Origin of the sequence: Xanthomonas arboricola pv. populi (assembly GCF_002939945.1) — a bacterium.
Taxonomy (GTDB): domain Bacteria; phylum Pseudomonadota; class Gammaproteobacteria; order Xanthomonadales; family Xanthomonadaceae; genus Xanthomonas; species Xanthomonas arboricola_A.
Genome location: NZ_MDEB01000006.1, coordinates 86,986 through 106,870 on the forward strand (window position 1 = coordinate 86,986; position 19,885 = coordinate 106,870).

Genomic DNA, 19,885 nt, shown 5'->3' on the forward strand with positions numbered 1-19,885 from the left:
TGAGCGGACGAGCGCAGCCTCGCATTCCCAACCGCTTCATCGCAATCTCAGCCGCAGCGACGCCACAACCGGTAAAATGCGGCGGTGGATGTCTCTCATTTGCTCGATCATTTAAACCCCGCCCAGCGCGAGGCCGTTTCCGCGCCGCCGGGGCATTACCTCGTGCTGGCCGGCGCCGGCTCCGGCAAGACGCGCGTGCTGATCCATCGCATCGCCTGGCTCAACGAAGTCCAGGGCGTGCCCAACCACGGCATCTTCGCGGTGACCTTCACCAACAAGGCTGCCGGCGAAATGCGCCACCGCACCGACCTGCAGCTGCGCAACGGCAGCCGCGGGATGTGGATCGGCACCTTCCATGGGCTGGCGCATCGGCTGCTGCGGCTGCACTGGCAGGATGCGCGGCTGCCGGAAGGCTTCCAGGTCATGGACAGCGACGACCAGCTGCGGCTGGTCAAGCGCGTGGTGCAGGCGCTGGAGCTGGACGAGGGCAAGTATCCACCCAAGCAGATGAGCTGGTGGATCAACGAGCAGAAGGACGAAGGCCGCCGTCCGCAGCATATCCAGCCCGAGCCCAATGACGATTGGACCGAGGTGCGCCGGCAGGTGTACGCGGCCTACCAGGAACGTTGCGACCGCTCCGGCCTGCTGGATTTCGCCGAGTTGCTGCTGCGTGCGCACGAACTGCTGCGCGACACCCCGGCGTTGCTGGCGCATTACCGTGCGCGCTTCCGCGAGATTCTGGTCGACGAATTCCAGGACACCAATGCCATCCAGTACGCCTTCGTGCGCGTGCTGGCCGGCGAGGCCGGGCATGTGTTCGTGGTCGGCGATGACGACCAGGCCATCTATGGCTGGCGTGGTGCCAAGGTCGAGAACGTCCAGCGCTTCCTGAAGGATTTCCCCGGCGCGCAGACCGTGCGGCTGGAGCAGAACTACCGCTCCAGCGCCAATATCCTGGGCGCGGCCAATGCGGTGATCGCGCACAACCCGGACCGCATCGGCAAGCAGCTGTGGACCGATTCCGGCGACGGCGATCCGATCGATCTGTATGCGGCCTACAACGAGGTCGACGAGGCGCGTTATGTGGTCGAGCGCGCGCGGCAGTGGGTGCGCGACGGCGGCAGTTACGGCGAAGTGGCGGTGCTGTATCGCAGCAACGCGCAGTCGCGCGCGCTGGAAGAAGCGCTGATTTCCGAGCAGTTGCCGTATCGCGTGTATGGCGGCATGCGCTTTTTCGAGCGTGCCGAAATCAAGGATGCATTGGCCTACCTGCGCCTGCTCACCAACCGCAGCGACGATGCCGCGTTCGAGCGCGCGGTCAATACACCGACGCGTGGTATCGGCGATCGCACGCTGGATGAAGTGCGCCGGCTGGCACGCGCCAATGCGTTGTCGCTGTGGGAAGCGGCGATGCTGTCCACGCAGGAAAACACCCTGGCCGCCCGCGCCCGCAATGCGTTGGCCACGTTCCTGAGCCTGGTCGGCCAGCTGCATGCCGAAACCGGGCAGATGGAACTGGCCGAACGCATCGACCATGTGCTGATGCGCTCCGGGCTGCGCGAGCATTGGGCCAAGGAAAGCCGCAGCGGGCTGGATTCGGAATCGCGTACCGAGAACCTGGACGAACTGGTGTCGGTGGCCTCGCGCTTCACCCGCCCGGACGATGAAGACAGTCAGGGCATGACCGAGCTGGTCGCCTTCCTGGCCTATGCCTCGCTGGAAGCCGGCGAAGGCCAGGCCCAGGCTGGCGAAGAAGGCGTGCAGCTGATGACGCTGCATTCGGCCAAGGGCCTGGAATTCCCCATCGTGTTTCTGGTCGGCCTGGAAGATGGCCTGTTTCCGAGCGCACGCTCGCTGGAAGAAAGCGGGCGGCTGGAAGAAGAGCGGCGCCTGGCCTATGTGGGCATCACCCGCGCGCGCCAGAAGCTGGTGCTGTGCTACGCCGAATCGCGGCGCATCCACGGCCAGGACAACTACAACGTGCCCTCGCGCTTCCTGCGCGAAATTCCACGCGATCTGTTGCACGAGGTACGCCCGAAAGTGCAGGTCTCGCGCACCGCCTCGCTGGGCGCTAGCCGCGGCGGACCGGTACATGGCGTGGTCGAAGCCGCACCGATCAAGCTCGGTGCCAATGTCGAGCATCCCAAGTTCGGCGGCGGCGTGGTGGTGGACTACGAAGGCGCCGGCGCGCATGCGCGGGTGCAGGTGCAGTTCGACGACGTCGGCGCCAAGTGGCTGGTAATGGCATACGCGAATCTGACGGTGGTTTAAGCGGGCAATCGCACTGCATCGCGGGGTGTGCTCGGCAGACGGCAGCCGCGTCCCGATCCGGACGGGACAGTGCGATCGTCCTGAAGGCACTGCCGGCAGCATTGGTGCATCGCCCGATGCATTCACCGCGGCATCGGTGACACCCTTGCATTCGAATCGAACGCACACAGACCCACGGCCCGATGCGCACCGAAAAACACAAGATGCTGGCAGGCGAGCTCTACAACGCTGCCGATGACGAGCTGCAGGCCGACCAGGCGGCCGCCGCCGACTGGATGGTGCGCTACAACGCCAGCACTGCGCAGCCGTCCGCCCAACGGCACGCGCTGCTGGTCGAGCGATTGGCCGAGGTGGGCGCAGGCGCGATGATCCGCCCGCCGTTTCATTGCGACTACGGCTACAACATCCGTCTGGGCGCGGACGTGTTCCTCAACTTCAACTGCGTGATCCTGGATGTCTGCGAGGTCAGCATCGGCGACGGCACGCAGGTGGGCCCTGCAGTGCAGTTCTATGCCGCCGACCATCCGCGCGACGCGGCAGGACGCGCCAGCGGGCTGGAGTTCGGGCGACCGATCCGCATCGGGCGCAATGTGTGGATCGGTGGCGGCGCGATCATCCTGCCGGGCGTGCGCATCGGCGACGACGCGGTGATCGGCGCCGGTGCGGTGGTCACCCGCGATGTGCCGGCCGGCGCGACTGCGCTGGGCAATCCGGCGCGCGTACGCGCAAGCCGCGACGCTGCCGATGCAGCGCCAACCGATTGAGTATTGCAGCAACCCGCGTGGCGGCATTGATGCGGATCAAGGCGTGTGCCACAGCGGACTGTCAGGCTGATTCCACCGGCAGCCAGGCCGGTCATCCAAGGAGGTCACCATGTACAAACGTATCCTGATCGCCATCGATGCGTCCGAGTTGTCGCATCGCGGGTTGTTCCAAGGCCTGGAGTTGGCCAAGGCCACCGGTGCCAAGGTGGATATCGTCACCGTGTCCGAGCCGTGGGCGATGGGCATGTACGACGCGATGGGCTGGAGCGTGGGCTACGAGGCAAGCCCGGAGTACCGCACCGAGCGGGAAGCGGCCGCAGAGAAGATCCTGCGCCCGGCGCTGGAGCTGGCGGCCGCGGCCAATATCAAGGCCACTTCGCGTCACGTACTGGACCGCTTCGCCGCCGAAGGCATCGTGCAGACTGCCAAGGAGTGCAGCAGCGATCTGATCATCATGACCTCGCATGGCCGCCGCGGCATGCGCCGCATGCTGCTCGGCAGCCAGACGGTGGAAGTGCTCACGCACAGCTCGATTCCGGTGCTGGTGGTCCGCTGATCGCCGGATGTCCTGCTGCGCAGGACCACCTGCAACGTATCGCGCGCTCAAGTCGCATGTTCTCTTGGTAGCACGTTCTTGTGTAGGAGCGCGCCCGAGCGCGACGAAGCGTTACCGGCAATACCCCATCGCGCGCAGGCACGCTCCTACGCCGAACGCGGATCAGCGTTCCACCGGCTCCGGCCGAGCGGCAACGCGGCGTCTGGCTTGTGCAAGACGCCGCAACGCTTCGGCGTGCAACAAGGGTGCGGGCTGCACCGGCGGCATGCCGGCACGCCCCGGCGCGTCATCCCGGCGCGTGTGCTGGCTCAGCTCGCGCATGACGCGGCATAGCGGCATGTAGTGCCCGCGGCGCGGCGAATGCGACCGACGTGGCAGCCCGCATCTCGATGGCTGCCTGACTCGGGCCCCCTGACGCGCGTTTGCCAGGGACGGCACAGGCGAGCGACCGTTCGGTTTTGAAACGCCTGCCCGGTTACCAATGCGGGATACTCGCACGCAGGCGAGATGGACGGGGATGTCCGAGCTTCCGATCAACGAGTTGTTGCAGGCCTGGCAGCGCGACGAACCCGGCGCGGGCGATGCATTGGCGCGGCAGGTGTACACGGTATGGCGCGAAACCGCGTTTCGCGCGCGGGCTTGCAGGCGACCGAGCTGGTACATGAGGCGTGGATGCGGCTGGAGCAGGGCCAGCAGGCGTTTCGCTCGCGCGCCGCGCCGGCCAAGGCGCTCCCCCGCAACTTCCAGCGCAGAAAACCACGACGTCGGTTGCGCAACGCTGAGATGAAGTGTCGGGTTGGCCGAGTGCCGCCGGCCGATAGCTGCCGCAGGGCGACAGCACAGGTAATCCCTGTCGTCCTGCGGCGGCGTACCGAAACCGGCGGGGCCATCTCGCCCGGCATCAGCCACACAAGGCTGACGTCACCGAAACCGGCGCCCGAAGACCCGCCGGGCTGACGCTCTAAGATTCCCGATTCCCGGATCACCAGCTATACAGCTTCCAATACACCTTGTTGACCTTGTCCTTCTCCGCATCGGTATGCCCGTCGTGATCGCGGTCGTACAGGAAGTAGGGCGCCCCGCGTGCAGGCGTCACCCGCACCATTTCCAGTTGGCCGTTGACGCGGTACTCGTCGACCTTGTCGCCGTTGCCCATGGTCTTGCTGGTGACATCCGCACCGGCCGGCACATCGCCGACCGCACCGCTGGTGGCGCAGCCGCCGAGCAGCAGTAACGGCAGCAGCAAAAGACTCGCTCTGATCATCGTCGTCATCCGTTCTAGGTCGTCGGCCAGTATGCGCCGGCAAGGTGTGGCGTGAGCGTGCAGCGTAGAATTGGCGTATGAGCAGATTAGTCCTGATCGACGGGTCCAGTTACCTGTACCGCGCGTTCCACGCGCTTCCGCCGCTGACCAATGCCCAGGGCGAGCCCACCGGCGCCTTGTTCGGCGTGGTCAACATGCTGCGCGCCACCTTGAAGGAGCGTCCGGCCTATGTCGCGTTCGTGGTGGATGCGCCGGGCAAGACCTTCCGTGATGACTTGTATGCCGACTACAAGGCCAATCGCCCGTCGATGCCCGACGACCTGCGCGCGCAGGTGCAGCCGATGTGCGACATCGTGCATGCGCTGGGCATCGACATCCTGCGCATCGATGGTGTGGAAGCCGACGATGTGATCGGCACGCTGGCCCTGCAGGGCGCCGCCGATGGCCTGAGCGTGACCATCTCCACCGGCGACAAGGACTTCGCCCAGCTGGTGCGTCCGGGCATCGAACTGGTCAACACCATGAGCGGCAGCCGCATGGATTCGGACGCGGCAGTGATCGCCAAGTTCGGCGTGCGCCCCGACCAGATCGTCGACCTGCTGGCGCTGATGGGCGACACCGTGGACAACGTGCCGGGCGTGGAGAAGTGCGGCCCCAAGACTGCCGCCAAATGGCTGGCCGAGTACGACTCGCTCGATGGGGTGATCGCCAACGCCGACAGGATCAAGGGCAAGATCGGCGAGAACCTGCGCGCCGCGCTGCCGCGGCTGCCGCTCAACCGCGCGCTGGTCACCATCAAGACCGACGTGACCCTGGCCAGCGGCCCACGCGCGCTGGACCTGCGCGAGCCCAACGCCGAAACGCTGGCGGTGCTGTACGCCCGCTACGGCTTCACCCAGGCGCTGCGCGAACTCGGCGGCGCCGCTGCCCAGGCCGGCTTGCTGCCCGAGCCGATGGCGCTCGGCGCCGCCGCAGCCAGCGCCCGCACCGAACCCGGCCGCGCGCGCGGTACCGGCTTCGTGTCCGGCCCGGTCAGCGCCCCGGTGGAAGTGGACCCGGCGCTGTCGGCACCCGGCCAGTACGACACCATCCTTACCCAGGAACAGCTCGACAGCTGGATCGCGCGCCTGCGCGCCGCCGGCCAGTTCGCCTTCGATACCGAAACCGACAGCCTGGATCCGCTGCAGGCCGACCTGATCGGCCTGAGTGTGGCCGATCAGGTCGGCCAGGCGGCGTATCTGCCGTTCGGCCACAACTTTCCCGGCGCCCCGGCCCAGCTCGACCGCGCCCAGGCGCTGGCCCAGCTGGCACCGCTGCTCACCGACCCGGCGGTGCGCAAGCTCGGCCAGCACGGCAAATACGACCTGCACGTGATGCGCCGCCACGGCATCGCCCTGGCCGGCTACAGCGACGACACCCTGCTGGAGAGCTTCGTGCTCAACTCCGGCAGCGCCCGCCACGACATGGACAGCCTGGCCAAGCGCTACCTGGGCTACGACACGGTCAAGTACGAGGACGTCTGCGGCAAGGGCGCCAAGCAGATCCCGTTCGCCCAGATCAGCCTGGAGGACGCCACCCGCTACGCCGCCGAAGACGCCGACATCACCCTGCGCCTGCACCACGTGCTCGGCCCCAAGCTGGCCGCAGAACCCGGCCTGGAGCAGGTCTACCGCGACATCGAGATGCCGCTGGTGGAAGTGCTGGCACGCATCGAAGCCAACGGCGTGTGCGTGGACGCGGCCGAACTGCGCCGGCAGAGCGCGGACCTGTCCAAGCGCATGCTCGCCGCCCAGCAGAAAGCCACCGAGCTGGCCGGGCGCACCTTCAACCTGGATTCGCCCAAGCAGCTGCAGGCGCTGCTGTTCGACGAGCTCAAGCTCCCCGCCGTGGTCAAGACGCCCAAGGGCCAGCCCTCGACCAACGAAGAGGCGCTGGAAGCCATCGCCGACCAGCACGAGCTGCCGCGGGTGATCCTGGAATATCGCGGCCTGACTAAGCTGCGCAGCACCTACACCGACAAGCTGCCGGAGATGATCCACCCGCAGTCCGGGCGCGTGCACACCAGCTACCACCAGGCCGGCGCCGCCACCGGGCGGCTGTCCTCGTCCGATCCCAACCTGCAGAACATCCCGATCCGCACCGAAGACGGCCGCCGCATCCGCCGCGCCTTCGTCGCTCCGGCCGGGCGCAAGCTGATCGCCTGCGACTACTCGCAGATCGAGCTGCGCATCATGGCGCACCTGTCCGGCGACCCCGGCCTGGTCGGCGCGTTCGAGTCCGGCGCCGACGTGCACCGCGCCACCGCCGCCGAGGTGTTCGGCCGCACCATCGACACCGTCAGCGGGGACGAGCGCCGCGCCGCCAAGGCGATCAACTTCGGCCTGATGTACGGCATGAGCGCCTTCGGCCTTGCCCGCCAGCTCGGCATCGGCCGTGGCGAGGCGCAGGACTACATCGCGCTGTACTTCAGCCGTTACCCGGGCGTACGCGACTTCATGGAAACCACCCGCCAGCAGGCGCGCGACAAGGGCTACGTGGAGACGGTGTTCGGCCGCCGGCTGTATCTGGACTTCATCAACGCCGGCAGCCAGGGCCAGCGCGCCGGCGCCGAGCGTGCCGCCATCAACGCACCGATGCAGGGCACCGCGGCCGACATCATCAAGCGCGCCATGGTCAGCGTGGACGGATGGATCACCGACCACGCCGAGCGTGCGCTGATGATCCTGCAGGTGCACGACGAACTGGTGTTCGAAGCCGAGACCGATTTCGTCGATACGCTGCTGAGCGAAGTGACCAGGCGCATGTCCGCCGCTGCCGAATTACACGTGCCGCTGGTGGTCGATTCTGGCGTTGGCGATAACTGGGATGAGGCGCACTGACGCAGCAGATAAGGCTGATACGCTGAATGCGTAGACCAGACATAATACGAATCGAGCCTGCGCCGGTGGAATGAATAACCGCTAAATTCTACATCTTTTTAACACTTATCTTCACGATCCATCAATGTAGAAAATGGTGTTATATGCCTCGACGGGCGCAACGCCTGTCGTCAGATCTCTCCCATCCCCTGGAGCAGATCTCGGAGCGGAAACTACTCCCCAAGTTTCCGTTTCCCTGGCCCCGCCGACCTCCCCCTGGTCTGCGGGGCTTTTTTCTGGCCTCGCGTTAGTTTGCCCTGCAACATAGACCGGTTCATCGCATTGCATGGTTCGCCGGTGGCATTGGCAATCACAAATTTAAATAGGCCGAATTATCTCAATCAATCGACACAGCGTTTCATTGGCGCTGTCTTTTTAATCGACGGATTTAGCCTAGCCAGTCGCGCGGGACCAGATAGTCCATCAACCGTGCCTCGGCGCTGCCGGGTTCCGGTGTAAAGCCGTATTCCCAGCGCACCTGCGGGGGCAGGCTCATCAGGATGCTTTCGGCACGCCCGCCGCTTTGCAGGCCGAACAGCGTGCCACGGTCGTAGACCAAGTTGAACTCCACGTAGCGGCCACGGCGGTAGAGCTGGAACTGGCGTTCGCGTTCGCCGTAGGGCGTGTCCTTGCGGCGCTCGACGATCGGCAGGTAGGCATCCAGGAAGCCGTCGCCGACCGCGCGCTGGTAGGCGAAGTCGCGTTCGAAATCCTGACCCAGGTCGTCGAAGAACAGCCCGCCCACGCCACGGGTCTCGTTGCGGTGACGCAGAAAGAAGTACTCGTCGCACCAGCGCTTGTGCGCGGCATAGCGTTCCTCGCCGAACGGCGCGCACAGGGCCTGCGCGGTGCGGTGCCAGTGCAGCACGTCCTCGTCGACCGGATAGAACGGAGTGAGATCGAAGCCGCCACCGAACCAGGCCGCCACCACTTCGCCATCGCGCTCGGCGCGGAAGTAGCGCACATTGGCGTGGGTGGTGGGGGCATGCGGATTGTGCGGATGGAACACCAGCGACACGCCGCAGGCGCGCCACGTCGCCCCGGCCAGCTCGGGCCGATGCGCACTGGCCGAAGGCGGCAGGCGCGAGCCGGACACATCGGAAAATCCGATGCCGGCCTGCTCGAACACCGCGCCATTGCGCAGGATGCGGGTGCGTCCGCCTCCGCCTTCCTCGCGTTGCCATAGGTCTTCGGCAAAACGCGCGCTGCCATCGCTGGCTTCCACGGCAGCGCAGATACGGTCCTGCAGGCCGGTCAAATAATCGCGTACACGGTCGAATTCGTTCATGCCGCGATTCTAAGCGGTGTGCCGCGCTTCTTGCAGTCGGGCAAGCGCGCCCGTTTGTCGCAGGGCGAGGCGCTGCGGCGTGTAGGCATCGGGTGCTTGGCCAGCCAGGCTTTGCCGGGTCGTCCCACGCCAGGATTCATATGCGGGGTGTTGTCTAGCTGGGACCGGGCGGTGTGGGCGAGGCAGAAGAAGCAGAAGCAGAAGCGAAAGCAGGGCATGCGATCGGCGGTCTGGCTGCAGGGCCCTTGCCCGCCCACCCTCGCGGGACACGCCGCAAGTACGTCCGTTTAGGCTCTTACGCGGCATCCATGCCGCGTAAGGTCCCGCGACGGTGAGCGGACCAGGACCACCGGAGATGGTTGGTGTGCAGGTTGCAAGCAGAGCATAACCTGCGTTGTCGTAACAGCGTGCCCAATCAGTTTCCCAAGACGAGCCGAGCAATCAGCAGGCTTTCAATGAAGCAACCTCAAAACGTCCTGGTGCGGGGACCTTACCGGTCCCGGAAGTGGTGAGGGCATCGCGCCCTCGACTCACCGAGCTTGTGATTCAGGCCCGTGCCGTGTCTAACCGTCGCCACGGCTCGAAGTCTCTGTTCCCTCATGCGTTGCGCCCGCGCGCGGTGGCAAATTCGGCGCGCACCGCAGGCGTGCACAACCGCCATGCCAGCCCCGCGTGGAGACAGCCGATTGCCACTACGCCCAGGCCTGTCAACAGCAACGCCGCCTGGCGTGTTGCCTGCAGGCGTGCCTGCAGCTGCGGCCACTCGGGGCTGTGCAGGACATCTGCAGGCAGCATCGCCTGCACACCCTCGAACACCGGCCCGATCAACGCCAGGCCGCCGACATTGAGCAGCCCGGTCACCAGCAACACCACTACGAACCCGACCCGCGCCCACTCGCGTCGCTGCAGCAAGGCCCAGCTCAACCATGCGAAGGCCACCGACAGCACCACGCCTATGACCGACAATGACACGGCATGATCGATCAGCCACTGCAACGAGGCGGGCAGGGTGATCCCTTCGGGCAGGCCCAGCGTCGCCGCGTCGGGCATCAGCGCGATCATCGCGATCTGCAACAGGTTGGACATCGCACTGACGACGCCCAGCAACAAGGACACCCACGCCAACGGCGTGACGAAGCCGCCGCGTGGCCGGGAGGCCGGTGCCGGCGTGCTCATTGCAGCGAGGCGATATGGGCGGCCACGGCGGCCTGGCCCGGAGGATCCAGCGCTGGCTGCAGTTGCGCGTACCAACCCGGCAGCGCGTCGGCAGGCAGGCACTGGCGCAACAGCGGTGTGCTGCGTTCCAGGAAGGCGTCGAGGAAGGGCAGCCCGCGCACGTAGAGGAAATGGCTGTCGGTGATCGACATTCCGGCGTAGGCCTCGCGCAACCAGTCCAGGTGCGGCAACGCGTGCGCGCCGTGCCCGGCGCGGGTCAGCGCGGTGAGGAAGCTGGTGCGTGCCGTGGCTGGCGAAGTGGAGCGCTCCTGCGCGTTCAAATCGTCGAAGGTCAGCAACCACTGCTCGCCACGATCGATCTCGTTGCACATCACCGAGGTGGTCGCCAACTGCAGTGCGTTGTGCGCGGTGGGCTCCAGCTCGTACAGCGCCAGCCAGTGCGGATACGCCTCGCGATAGCGGTCCAACGCGCTCAACGCCAGCGCGCACAGGCGTTGCGCGTCGGCACCCAGGTGCAACTGCGCCTGCGCAGCGTTGTAGGCACCCAGCTGATCGCCGCGCCGGAACAGGGTCAGTGCGGGTTGCAGCGCCGGGTCGATCTCGACGTCGGTATCTGTGTCATCGGCTGCCGCTGCCGGCGCTGCGGTCGGTTCGGCTCGGGGCGTCTTCGCCACCGGGGTCTTGCGTCCAAACAAACGGTCCCACAGGCCCATCGCGATTACCTTCTGCGCGCCGCGAATTGGAAACCGCTGCGGTGCCGGCGGCGCTCCGGTCGGGCGGCGGGCCGGCAGAGGGGAGCGCAATGCGCCAGCGATCTGCCGATCCTGCGCCAAGCTTAGGGCCAGTTGCGTACGTGCAGGTGAGCGCCGGGCGTGTTGGCGCGCGGCGATGCGTAACGCAGTAGCGCACCACGTGTGCGACGTGGCTGACCTGGTGCTTGCTGCAGCATCCGGATGCTGCCGCTGGAAGACATGTCATCGAGCGGGCGATGCACCACGCATCGCCCGCTCGCAGCGGCATGGCTTACGGCTTCACCTGCTCATTGAACAGCTTGAGAATGCGCTTGTATTCGTCCAGCCACGAATCGGCACGCGTAAAGCCATGGCGTTCCAGCGGATACGGCGCCACCTGCCAGTTGTCCTTGTGCAGCTCCATCAACTTCTGGGTCATGTCGACCGAGTCCTTGAAGAACACGTTGTCGTCGATCATGCCGTGCGCGATCAGCAGATGGTCGCGCAGTCCGTCGGCGTAGTTGATCGGCGATGAGGTCTTGTACGCGTCGGGGTCGAGTTCGGGCGTGTTGAGGATGTTGGAGGTGTACTCGTGGTTGTACTGCATCCAGTCGCCGACCGGACGCAGCGCCGCGCCGGCCTTGAAGGTGCCGGGGCTGCGGAACAGCGCCATATAGGTCATGAAGCCGCCGTACGAGCCGCCGTAGATGCCGGCACGCGCGCGGTCGCCCTGCTTGTGCGTCACCAGCCAGTCCAGCCCGTCAAGATAGTCTTCCAGCTCCGGGTGGCCCATGTTGCGGTAGATCGCGGTGCGCCAGCCGCGGCCGTAGCCTTCCGAGGCGCGGTAGTCCAGGTCCAGCACGATGTAGCCCTGCTGCACCAGCAGGTTGTGGAACATCTGCTCGCGGAAATACGGCGTGTAGCGCTGCGAGACGTTCTGCAGATAGCCGGCGCCATGCACGAACATCACGATCGGATACTGCTTGCCGGGTTCGGGGTGTTGCGGCCCGTAGTACTTGCCCCAGACCGTGCCGGCGCCATGCCGGGACGGTACCTGCACGTACTGCGGCGCGATCCACGGCTGCGCCTTGAAGGCGGGCGTGCGGGTGTCGGTCAGCACCGTCGCCTGGCCGCCCGCGGCCGGCACCACCGCCAGCTGCGGTGGCAGGTAGCTGCCGGAATAGCGCACCAGCAATTGCTGCCCGTTCGGCGACAGACGGAAGCCTTCCACGCCATTCAAGGCAGTGACTTCGGTGAGCTGGTCGCTGCGCAGATCCAGCTTGCACACCTCGTAATCGCCCGGCCATTGTTGATTGCACAGAAAGAACATGCTGCTGCCGTCGGCGCTGGGTACCGGCATCGACACTTCCCACTTGCCGCGCGTGCGCTGGCGCGGCTTGCCGTTGCCTTCCACGGTGTACAGCTGCGAATAGCCGGATTCTTCCGACAGCAGCCACAGCGTGCGGTTGTCGGGCAGCCAGCCGAAATCGTTGAAGTCCCAGTTGATCCAGGCGCTGTCGCTCAGGCGATGCCGCGGCTGCAACGTGGCCTCGGCCAGGTCCACGCTGGCGATCCAGCGGTCCTTGTTGTCCACCGCGCGAATCTCCACCGCCACATTGCGCCCGTCATCGCTCCAATGCACCGCCGGCCCGCTGCCGTCGCCATCGCTTTCCACACGCACGGCGCGGTTGCCCTTGAGCGTCTCTTTCTTGGCGGCCTTGCGCAGCGCGGCCAGCGGGTCGGTGGCAATGCCCGGCAGCGTGTCGAACGACAGCGGTCTTGCCGTGCCGGCGCTGACATCCACCAGCCACAGCGCATGCGCCACCGGTGCATTGCGACCGACGCGGGTGCGCACTTCCTGGAATTCTTCGTAACCGGATTCGGTCACGTACTTGGGCATCTTGCCGGCCTGGCCCGCTTCGGCACGCTTGGCCTGGGTGACCACCAGCAGATGGCGGCCGTCCGGCGACAACGCGCTGTCGACGATCTCCACCTCATCGCCCAGATACACCGGTGCCGCCGCACGCGTGGCATCGGCGCGACGCCAGGTGTCTTCCTGCGTGCGTAACGCATCGCGCTGCTCACGATCGCGCCGCAGCGTGGCCAGCGTGGCCAGTTGCTGCTCGCGCAACACGTCGGCCTTGGGCGCAGCGTTGGGATCGCGCTCGGCCTTGACCACCGCCACCTGCGCGGTGCCGGCGTCGGCGCGCCAGTGGTACCAGTTGTTGCCCGCGCGCCAGATCGCGCCGCCATCGCTGGCAAATTGCGGCCGCGACTCGACCTCGTTGCTGCGGGTCAGCTGGGTCAGCGCGCCGGAGCGCAGGTCGCGCAGGAAGATGTCGCCATTGCGCGCGAACAGCATGCGCTGGCGGGTCGCGTCGTAGCTCGGGTTATCCGCATCCAGGCCGGCGCGTGCGTTGTCGGCCACGCGTTCGGCGCTGCCGCCGCCGGCGCCCTGACGATAGGTGTCGCGCACCGGGGAACCAGCGCGCTTGAGCAGGTATTGCACCTGTTTGCCGTCCCACTGCCACCAGGCCTGATCCACCGACGGCCCGATCCAGTCCGGATCGGCCATCACCTGTTCGATGGTGAGCGGTGCGACGGACTGCGCGTGCGCAGTGACAGCCAGCAACAACAAGGACAGCGGCAACAATCTGGGCATCGGTGACAACTGGACGCAACGAGGAGCGGACAAGCCTAGCAGCTCGCTTCCACCGGGGGCTTGGGCCACAGGTCACGGACGCGGTGGCGGCGAGTGCGTCATCGAAGAGGCAAGGCATTCGCGGCTGGCGGACGCGACCAGATGCGGTGCGCGCATGTTGGCCGATGTCAGCGCATCCGCTCGATGCACTCCACGCCGCGCACCGCGCCAGCGACGACGTGCAGTCTGCTTCACGCACGCCTTCGCCCGAGGTTCCGAACCGCGGCCAGCGCCGCGCAGCCGGAAACCTCCCGACTTGCCAGCAGGGCAGGTGGCGGCCAAGCTAGCGCGCTTTGCGATTGTCGGTTCCCATGTCCAGCCTGCCTGTTCCTGCCGTTTCCCACCCGATGGCCGTCGGCGCGCCTGGCCGGCCGCTGGCCTGGCGCGCGGGGCGGCCGGTCGATCTGGCCACCTTCATCGCGCACGTGCATGGCCTGGCGCAGCAGCTGCCGGACGGTCGCCACGCGGTGAACCTGTGCGAAGACCGCTATCGCTTCATGGTCGCGTTCTATGCGTGCGCGCTGCGCGGGCAGGTGTCGCTGCTGCCGTCCTCGCGCGCACCGGCCGTGGTCGGCGAAGTGCAGTCGCGGCATGCCGATGCTTACTGCCTGGGCGATCTTGCGCTGGAGCTGGCACCGCCGCGCTACTGGCAGCTGCCGGCCGAGTTGCCGCAGGCCGCAGGCCCGATCCCGCAGCTGGCCGACGACGCCCTTGTGGCCATCGGCTTCACCTCCGGCAGCACCGGCAGCCCGCAACCCAACCCCAAGACCTGGGGCAGCTTCCTGACCAGCACGCGTCAGGATCTGGTCGCGCTGGAGAGCCTGTGGGCGCACACCGATGCGGTGCCGCACGTGGTCGCCACGGTGCCGCCGCAGCACATGTACGGCATGGAATTGTCGGTCCTGCTGCCGATGGTGACGGAGCTTGCGGTGCATGCGGGCCGCCCGTTCTTCCCGGACGATGTGGCGCGCGCGCTGGCCGATATTCCTGCCCCGCGCGTGCTGGTGACCACGCCGGTGCATCTGCGCGCGTTGGTGGAATCGGGCGTGGCGTTGCCGCCGCTGGTCGGCATCGTGTCGGCTACTGCGCCGTTGGCGCAGGACGTGGCGGCTGCCGCCGAGGCGCGGTTTGGCGGACAGGTGCGCGAGATGTTCGGTTCCACCGAAACCTGCGTGTTCGCCGTGCGCCGCACCGCATTGGAGGCGGCGTGGACACCGCTGCCCGGTGTCCGCCTGGAAACGCAGGCGGCAGGCACCTTGGTGCACGCGCCGCATCTGGCCACGCCGGTCCTGTTGGCCGACATGATGGACGTGGCCGCCGACGGCCGTTTCCAGGTGCGCGGCCGACAGGCCGATCTGCTGGAAATCGCCGGCAAACGCGCCTCGCTGGCCGATCTGACCCGTCGCCTGCTGGCCATCCCCGGCGTCGTCGACGGTACCATCGTGCAGCTCGCACCCGACCCCGGTCAGGCGGTCGGCCGCATCGCCGCACTGGTGGTCGCCCCGACCCTGGACGAGGCGCAGATCCTCGCCGCCCTGCGCGTCAGCGTCGACCCGGTGTTCCTGCCGCGCCGCCTGCGCAAACTCGCCGCCCTGCCACGCAACGAAACCGGCAAGCTGCCACGCGATGTAGTGCTGGGTTTGCTCAACGGCTGAGCGCAGGTCTCGCCACGCAGCATTGTTGCCGCGTGGCTGCAGCGGGCATCAGCACTGACGCCCGCAGTCGCTCACCCATGCACCCCGTCGATCTCCACCGCCAGTTCGTCGCGGCAGATCACCGCGTGCAGCAGCAGACGCGGCACCGCATCGCCGAAGCGGGCGTCCAGCGCCTGCGCGACCCTGGGAAGGTCGTCCTGCTCGCGCACGTAGACCTTCAGGCGGGTGCCGGCGCCGAACTGCGCGGGCAGGGCGGGGGCGTGCTGGCGTGCGGCGCCGAGCAGGGCATCGAAGTTGGCGAAGGTCTCTTCCAGCTGCGCCAGCAACTGGCCGGTGTGCATCGAGGCATGCCCGACCACGGCGGCGGTGCCCGACAACAGCAGCGGCATGTCGCTGCCGGCCGGCGGCAGCATGGCACGCGCGAAACTCGGCGGCTGCGGGCCGTATTGGCGCGGGTAGTTGTAGGCGCTGACCTGGCGTGGATTCTCCAGCGGGGTGCCGGCGTCGCTGGCGGCCAGCCAGTAGATCTGGATGACGCGTTCGGCATCGCAGCGTCCCACCGCCGTGGCGGCTGGCAGCTGCGCAGTGTCGAAGGCGCCCAGCCCGCGCGCACGACCCACGCAGAATTGCCGGTAGCGTTCGCGGTCGCCACTGCCCAGGGTGATGGCGTCCAGATAGTTCCAGATACGCAGCAGGCGCGGAGTCTGGCTGCCGGTGACGAAGGCGGTGATCTCCGCATAGGCCTTGGCGGCGGCGTCTTCGATATTGACATCCTGCTCGTCGATTTCGATCACGCCGAACTGCAGGCGGCCGTCGCTGGCCCAGGCGATGTTGCCGTCGCGGCCGCTGTGCACCGCTGCATCGCTGCGCCACACTTCCAGCACGTTGGCTTGATAAGGCTGCAGCGGCACGCGCAGGTAGCGTGGGTCGTCCAGGCGCGGCGCCGCAGTGCCGAAGCCGAACACGGCCAGCACCTGCGGGTCGGCCAGCAATGCGGACGGGTCGGTCTGATCGACATAGTCGACCTGCAGGCGGGGATGGCGCACGCTGTGCGTGGTCTGGGCCTGGGAAGCGGTCATCGGGTGTCTCGTCGTTGCGTGTCGCGTTGCAGGGTGTCGCCGTCGAAGCCGAGCGTGGCCTGACGTCGGCGCTGGCGCCAGGACTGCCAGGCGCGCGGCATCATCGACAAGGTGGTCAATGCATAGATGGCGCGGAACGCGCGCAGGCGCAGGCGTACCTTGGGGCTGTCGAACACATCGCCGGCCAGCATCGCCACCACCGCTTCTTCGATCTGCCAGGTGTTCCGCGGTTGCGCGAACAGGGCGCGCATCGTCGGCGAGGTGAAGCGGTAGATGAACCACTTGAACTCGTCCACGCCGCGCTTGAGTTCGCGCTGCAAGGCGCGCTGCAGTTTCGCCTCGTGCTGCGGCATGCGCAGGGCCTGGTCCACCATCGCCGCACCGCGCTCGGCGCTGTGCATGGCCAGGAACACGCCCGACGAAAACATCGGATCGACGAAGGTGTAGGCATCGCCCAGCATCAACCAGCGCGGGCCGGACATGCGCGTGCATTCGTAGGCGTAGTTGCCAGTGGCATGCACCGGAGCCACGCGTTCGGCGCCGAGCATGCGCGCGTTGAGCTCGGCGTTGAGCGCGAGCGTGCGCATGAAAAAGCCTTCGCTGTCGCCTTTGCGGCTCTTCATGTATTCCGGATAGCAGACCGCGCCCACGCTCATGATGTCGTCCGGCAACGGGATCAGCCACATCCAGCCATGCGCGTGGCGGTAGATGCTGATGTTGCCGGCATCCTCGCCCGGCCGGCGCGCCACGCCGCGAAAATGGCTGAACAGCGCGGCCGATTGATGTCTGGCATTGGCGCGCTTGAGCTTGAAGCGGTTGCCCAGGAAGGTGTCGCGGCCGCTGGCGTCGAGCAGATAGCGCGGGCGGAACTGCTGCACCCCCGCCACGCCTTGTGCCTGCAGCACCGGCTGCTGCCCGTCGAACTCCACCGCTTCGACCTTGACCTGATCGCGCGCATCCACGCCCACCGCCCGCGCGCGCGCGAACAGCACATGGTCGAACTGCGCACGCGGCACCTGGAAGGCGAAATCGGCCTTGACGCCCAGTGCATGCGAAAAACGGAAGGTGTTGTAGCCGCCGCTGTCGTTGGGAAAGTCCGCGCCGCGCTTTAGCACGCCGATGCCGCGCACGTCTTCCAACACGCCCAGGCGTTCGAGAATCGGCATGTTCATCGGCAGCAGCGACTCGCCGATATGGAAGCGCGGATGCTGCGCCTTCTCCAGCAAGGTCACCTGCCAGCCCTGCTGGGCCAGCACGATGGCGGCCGCGCAGCCTGCCGGCCCGCCGCCGATGATCAGGACATCCGGGCACTCGGGTCCGGGAGCCGGCCCGGCTGCCGGCTTGGCGGTCGGGGTCGGGCCAACAGCGGTGGAAGTCATCCTGGAACGAACCTGCAGCGGGCGAGCGTCATGCAGTCATGATAGCCTGACCGGCGGCCCGGACAGGTATGCCGGCCGCCGAATCGCTGCTGCAGAACGATCGACACCATCGACAATGCGGCCGCAAGGCCGGCCTGGCGAGTGCTCGGAATCGGCCGGCACGGCAACGTACACTGTCTGTGGTTCCGCAACATCGCCCATGCCGACCCGACGGTTGCCTGCGACGCTGTGGTGGTTGTTTTGTAATTTCGCTGCGAATCTGTCGCCCGACCCTCACCTGGAAGCTCTCTGGATGTCCTCGCAAACCGCTGCCGAACGTGAACTGGCCGAACTCCTGGTCGAAAGCCTGAACCTGGAAGACGTCCAGCCCGCCGACATCGACCCGGAGGCGCCGTTGTTCAATACCGGGCTGGGACTGGATTCGATCGACGCGCTGGAACTGGCGCTGGCGATCAGCAAGCGCTATGGCTTCCAGCTGCGCTCGGACAATGACGAGAACCGTCGCATCTTCGCGTCGCTGCGCGCATTGTCGGCGCATGTCGAAGCCAACAAGACCGTCTGACCTGCCAACTGCAGCGCCTGCCGATGCGCCCCCGTGGGTGCTGGGGCTGGGCGTGCTGCTGGCGGTGGCGTATTCGCCGCTGGCGCATTGGGCCAACGCCAGCCATCGCCCGGACCTGGCCGTCATCGCCGGTGGCTTGCTGGTGCTGATGGTGCTGATCGAACCGATGGTCGCGCGCCGGGCCTGGGCCTGGGCGCTGGCCGTGCCGGCCGTGCTGGGCCTGAGCGCGTTGTGGCACTCGCCGTACGCGATGCTGGTGCTGGCCGCGCCGCCGGTGGTGTTCACCGGCTGGATCGCCTGGTTCTTCGGCCGCAGCCTGCGCCGCGGGCGCACGCCGTTGATCAGCCGCATTGTCGAAGGGCTGTATCGCCAGGCCGGCATGCCGATCAGCCCGGAGCAATACCGCTACACGCGCCGCCTCACCCTGGCCTGGGCGCTGCTGCTATGCGCGCTGACCCTGGTCAACCTGGTGCTGGGCCTGTGCGCCGAACCCAGTGGCATGCTGGCGCAACTGGGCTACGCCTCGCCGCTGCCGATCAGCGACGCGCGCGCGTCGCTGTTCGCCAATCTGCTGGCGTACGGGGTGGTTGGCGGGTTCTTCGTGGGCGAATATCTATTGCGCGGCCGCTGGTTTCCACAGCGCCCCTATCGTAATCTGCCAGACTTCTTGCGCCAGATGGCGCGGCTCGGGCCGGAATTCTGGCGCGATCTGCTGCGCTGAGTGCGTGGCCAGGGCAGCGACGGACGTGCACATTTTCGGGGACAAGACAAAAATGCCGTTGGCAGGGATGCCGTCGCGCCTGGCGTGGGCCGTGTTCAATCTGTTGCAATTGGCTTTCACGCTGACGTTTACCGCTGGCGGAATCGTCTATGCCCTGGCGTTGCTGGCGATCACGCGCGACGCCGACCGCCTGCTGCGCATGGGCGCCTGGATGTGGTCGCCGGTGCTGTTTCGCGGCGCCGGTGCCAAGGTGATCGTGGAAGGCCGCGAGCGCGTGGACTGGTCCAGGAACTATCTGTTCGTCAGCAACCACCAGTCGGTCATCGATATCTGCGCGTTGTTCTACGCCTTGCCGGTGCCGCTGCGGTTCCTGCTCAAGGACGAAATGCTCAAGGTGCCGTTCGTGAACTGGTATGCGCGGGCCACCGGCATGCTGTTCCTGGACCGCGACAGCCGGCGTGCCGGGGCGATGGTGCGCCGGCAAGCAGCCGCGCTGCTGCGCGAGGGCAAACAGTTGTGTCTGTTTCCCGAAGGCACCCGCAGCCGCAGCGGCGCATTGTTGCCATTCAAGGCCGGGCTATTGCAGGCCGCTATCGATGCTGGTGTGCAGGTGGTGCCGGTAGCGGTGGATGGCTGCGGAAAGGTGCTGCCGGTGGAGGGTGTGTTCAGGGTGCGCCCGGGCATCATCCGTGTGCGTATCGGCGATCCGATCCCGGTGACCGGGCCGGATGCGCCGGATCGCCAGCAATTGACCGAGCAGGCACATAACGCCGTGGCTGCGATGCTTCAACCCAGGATTTGAGTTGCCTGCTTATGGATT

The 19,885-nt window shown here is 66.9% G+C and carries 15 protein-coding genes and 1 pseudogene; 9 read left to right on the forward strand and 7 right to left on the reverse strand.

The window, feature by feature from the left end; all coding sequences use genetic code 11:
* Positions 1-84 precede the first annotated feature (84 nt).
* From uvrD to XaplCFBP3123_RS15715, 4 genes and pseudogenes are all read left to right on the forward strand, one after another.
* The gene (gene uvrD, locus XaplCFBP3123_RS15700) at positions 85-2,271 is read left to right on the forward strand and encodes a DNA helicase II (protein ID WP_104534881.1); all 2,187 of its coding nucleotides are present in this window, start codon (positions 85-87) and stop codon (positions 2,269-2,271) included.
* Positions 2,272-2,453: 182 nt separating this feature from the next.
* Positions 2,454-3,035, forward strand: a complete 582-nt coding sequence (locus tag XaplCFBP3123_RS15705) for a sugar O-acetyltransferase (RefSeq protein WP_104534882.1) — start codon at positions 2,454-2,456, stop codon at positions 3,033-3,035.
* Positions 3,036-3,144: 109 nt separating this feature from the next.
* Positions 3,145-3,591 carry a universal stress protein gene (locus tag XaplCFBP3123_RS15710; protein WP_104534883.1) on the forward strand — a complete coding sequence of 149 codons (447 nt, stop codon included), beginning with the start codon at positions 3,145-3,147 and terminating at the stop codon, positions 3,589-3,591.
* Positions 3,592-4,108: 517 nt separating this feature from the next.
* A pseudogene (locus XaplCFBP3123_RS15715) lies at positions 4,109-4,305 on the forward strand (RNA polymerase subunit sigma-70); the annotation flags it as partial.
* A 268-nt stretch (positions 4,306-4,573) separates the two neighbouring features.
* Here the strand turns inward: XaplCFBP3123_RS15715 and XaplCFBP3123_RS15720 are convergent.
* Positions 4,574-4,855, reverse strand: a complete 282-nt coding sequence (locus tag XaplCFBP3123_RS15720; protein ID WP_104535033.1) for a DUF2782 domain-containing protein — start codon at positions 4,853-4,855, stop codon at positions 4,574-4,576.
* Positions 4,856-4,932: 77 nt separating this feature from the next.
* Here XaplCFBP3123_RS15720 and polA point away from each other — a divergent pair, with 77 nt between their 5' ends.
* Complete coding sequence (polA, locus tag XaplCFBP3123_RS15725; RefSeq protein WP_104534884.1) at positions 4,933-7,734, forward strand: DNA polymerase I; 2,802 nt, start codon at positions 4,933-4,935, stop codon at positions 7,732-7,734.
* A gap of 427 nt (positions 7,735-8,161) precedes the next feature.
* Here the strand turns inward: polA and hemF are convergent, their stop codons facing one another.
* The 4 genes from hemF to XaplCFBP3123_RS15750 all read right to left on the reverse strand — a co-directional run bounded on the left by hemF (position 8,162) and on the right by XaplCFBP3123_RS15750 (position 13,621).
* Positions 8,162-9,061, reverse strand: a complete 900-nt coding sequence (gene hemF, locus XaplCFBP3123_RS15730; RefSeq protein ID WP_104534885.1) for an oxygen-dependent coproporphyrinogen oxidase — start codon at positions 9,059-9,061, stop codon at positions 8,162-8,164.
* A gap of 597 nt (positions 9,062-9,658) precedes the next feature.
* Positions 9,659-10,237, reverse strand: coding sequence for a hypothetical protein (locus tag XaplCFBP3123_RS15740; RefSeq protein ID WP_104534886.1), 579 nt, complete (start codon positions 10,235-10,237; stop codon positions 9,659-9,661).
* On the reverse strand, positions 10,234-10,950 hold the full coding sequence (locus XaplCFBP3123_RS15745) for a hypothetical protein (protein ID WP_104534887.1): 717 nt from the start codon (positions 10,948-10,950) through the stop codon (positions 10,234-10,236). The genes XaplCFBP3123_RS15740 and XaplCFBP3123_RS15745 overlap by 4 nt, the downstream gene beginning before the upstream one ends.
* 310 nt (positions 10,951-11,260) lie before the next feature.
* A complete protein-coding gene (locus tag XaplCFBP3123_RS15750; protein ID WP_104534888.1) occupies positions 11,261-13,621 on the reverse strand; it encodes a S9 family peptidase in 2,361 nt (786 codons plus the stop codon).
* Positions 13,622-13,980: 359 nt separating this feature from the next.
* On the opposite strand from XaplCFBP3123_RS15750, the gene XaplCFBP3123_RS15755 reads away from it, so the two are divergent.
* The gene (locus XaplCFBP3123_RS15755) at positions 13,981-15,324 is read left to right on the forward strand and encodes an AMP-binding protein (RefSeq protein ID WP_172453307.1); all 1,344 of its coding nucleotides are present in this window, start codon (positions 13,981-13,983) and stop codon (positions 15,322-15,324) included.
* A 71-nt stretch (positions 15,325-15,395) separates the two neighbouring features.
* Here XaplCFBP3123_RS15755 and XaplCFBP3123_RS15760 read toward each other — a convergent pair whose 3' ends face one another.
* Together XaplCFBP3123_RS15760 and XaplCFBP3123_RS15765 are read right to left on the reverse strand one after the other, a co-directional pair.
* Positions 15,396-16,403 carry a pteridine-dependent deoxygenase gene (locus XaplCFBP3123_RS15760; protein ID WP_172453308.1) on the reverse strand — a complete coding sequence of 336 codons (1,008 nt, stop codon included), beginning with the start codon at positions 16,401-16,403 and terminating at the stop codon, positions 15,396-15,398.
* On the reverse strand, positions 16,400-17,782 hold the full coding sequence (locus XaplCFBP3123_RS15765) for an NAD(P)/FAD-dependent oxidoreductase (protein WP_104534890.1): 1,383 nt from the start codon (positions 17,780-17,782) through the stop codon (positions 16,400-16,402). The genes XaplCFBP3123_RS15760 and XaplCFBP3123_RS15765 overlap by 4 nt, the downstream gene beginning before the upstream one ends.
* A gap of 292 nt (positions 17,783-18,074) precedes the next feature.
* On the opposite strand from XaplCFBP3123_RS15765, the gene xanC reads away from it, so the two are divergent.
* Genes xanC through XaplCFBP3123_RS15780 form a run of 3 tightly spaced genes read left to right on the forward strand, consistent with a single transcriptional unit; the run spans position 18,075 to position 19,867 of the window.
* Positions 18,075-18,344, forward strand: coding sequence for a xanthomonadin biosynthesis acyl carrier protein XanC (gene xanC, locus XaplCFBP3123_RS15770; protein WP_011260626.1), 270 nt, complete (start codon positions 18,075-18,077; stop codon positions 18,342-18,344).
* Positions 18,345-18,381: 37 nt separating this feature from the next.
* Positions 18,382-19,065: a ketosynthase gene (locus tag XaplCFBP3123_RS15775; RefSeq protein WP_172453325.1), complete on the forward strand. Its 684-nt coding sequence runs from the start codon at positions 18,382-18,384 to the stop codon at positions 19,063-19,065.
* 52 nt (positions 19,066-19,117) lie between these two features.
* The gene (locus XaplCFBP3123_RS15780; RefSeq protein ID WP_026064402.1) at positions 19,118-19,867 is read left to right on the forward strand and encodes a lysophospholipid acyltransferase family protein; all 750 of its coding nucleotides are present in this window, start codon (positions 19,118-19,120) and stop codon (positions 19,865-19,867) included.
* The last annotated feature ends 18 nt before the right edge of the window (positions 19,868-19,885 follow it).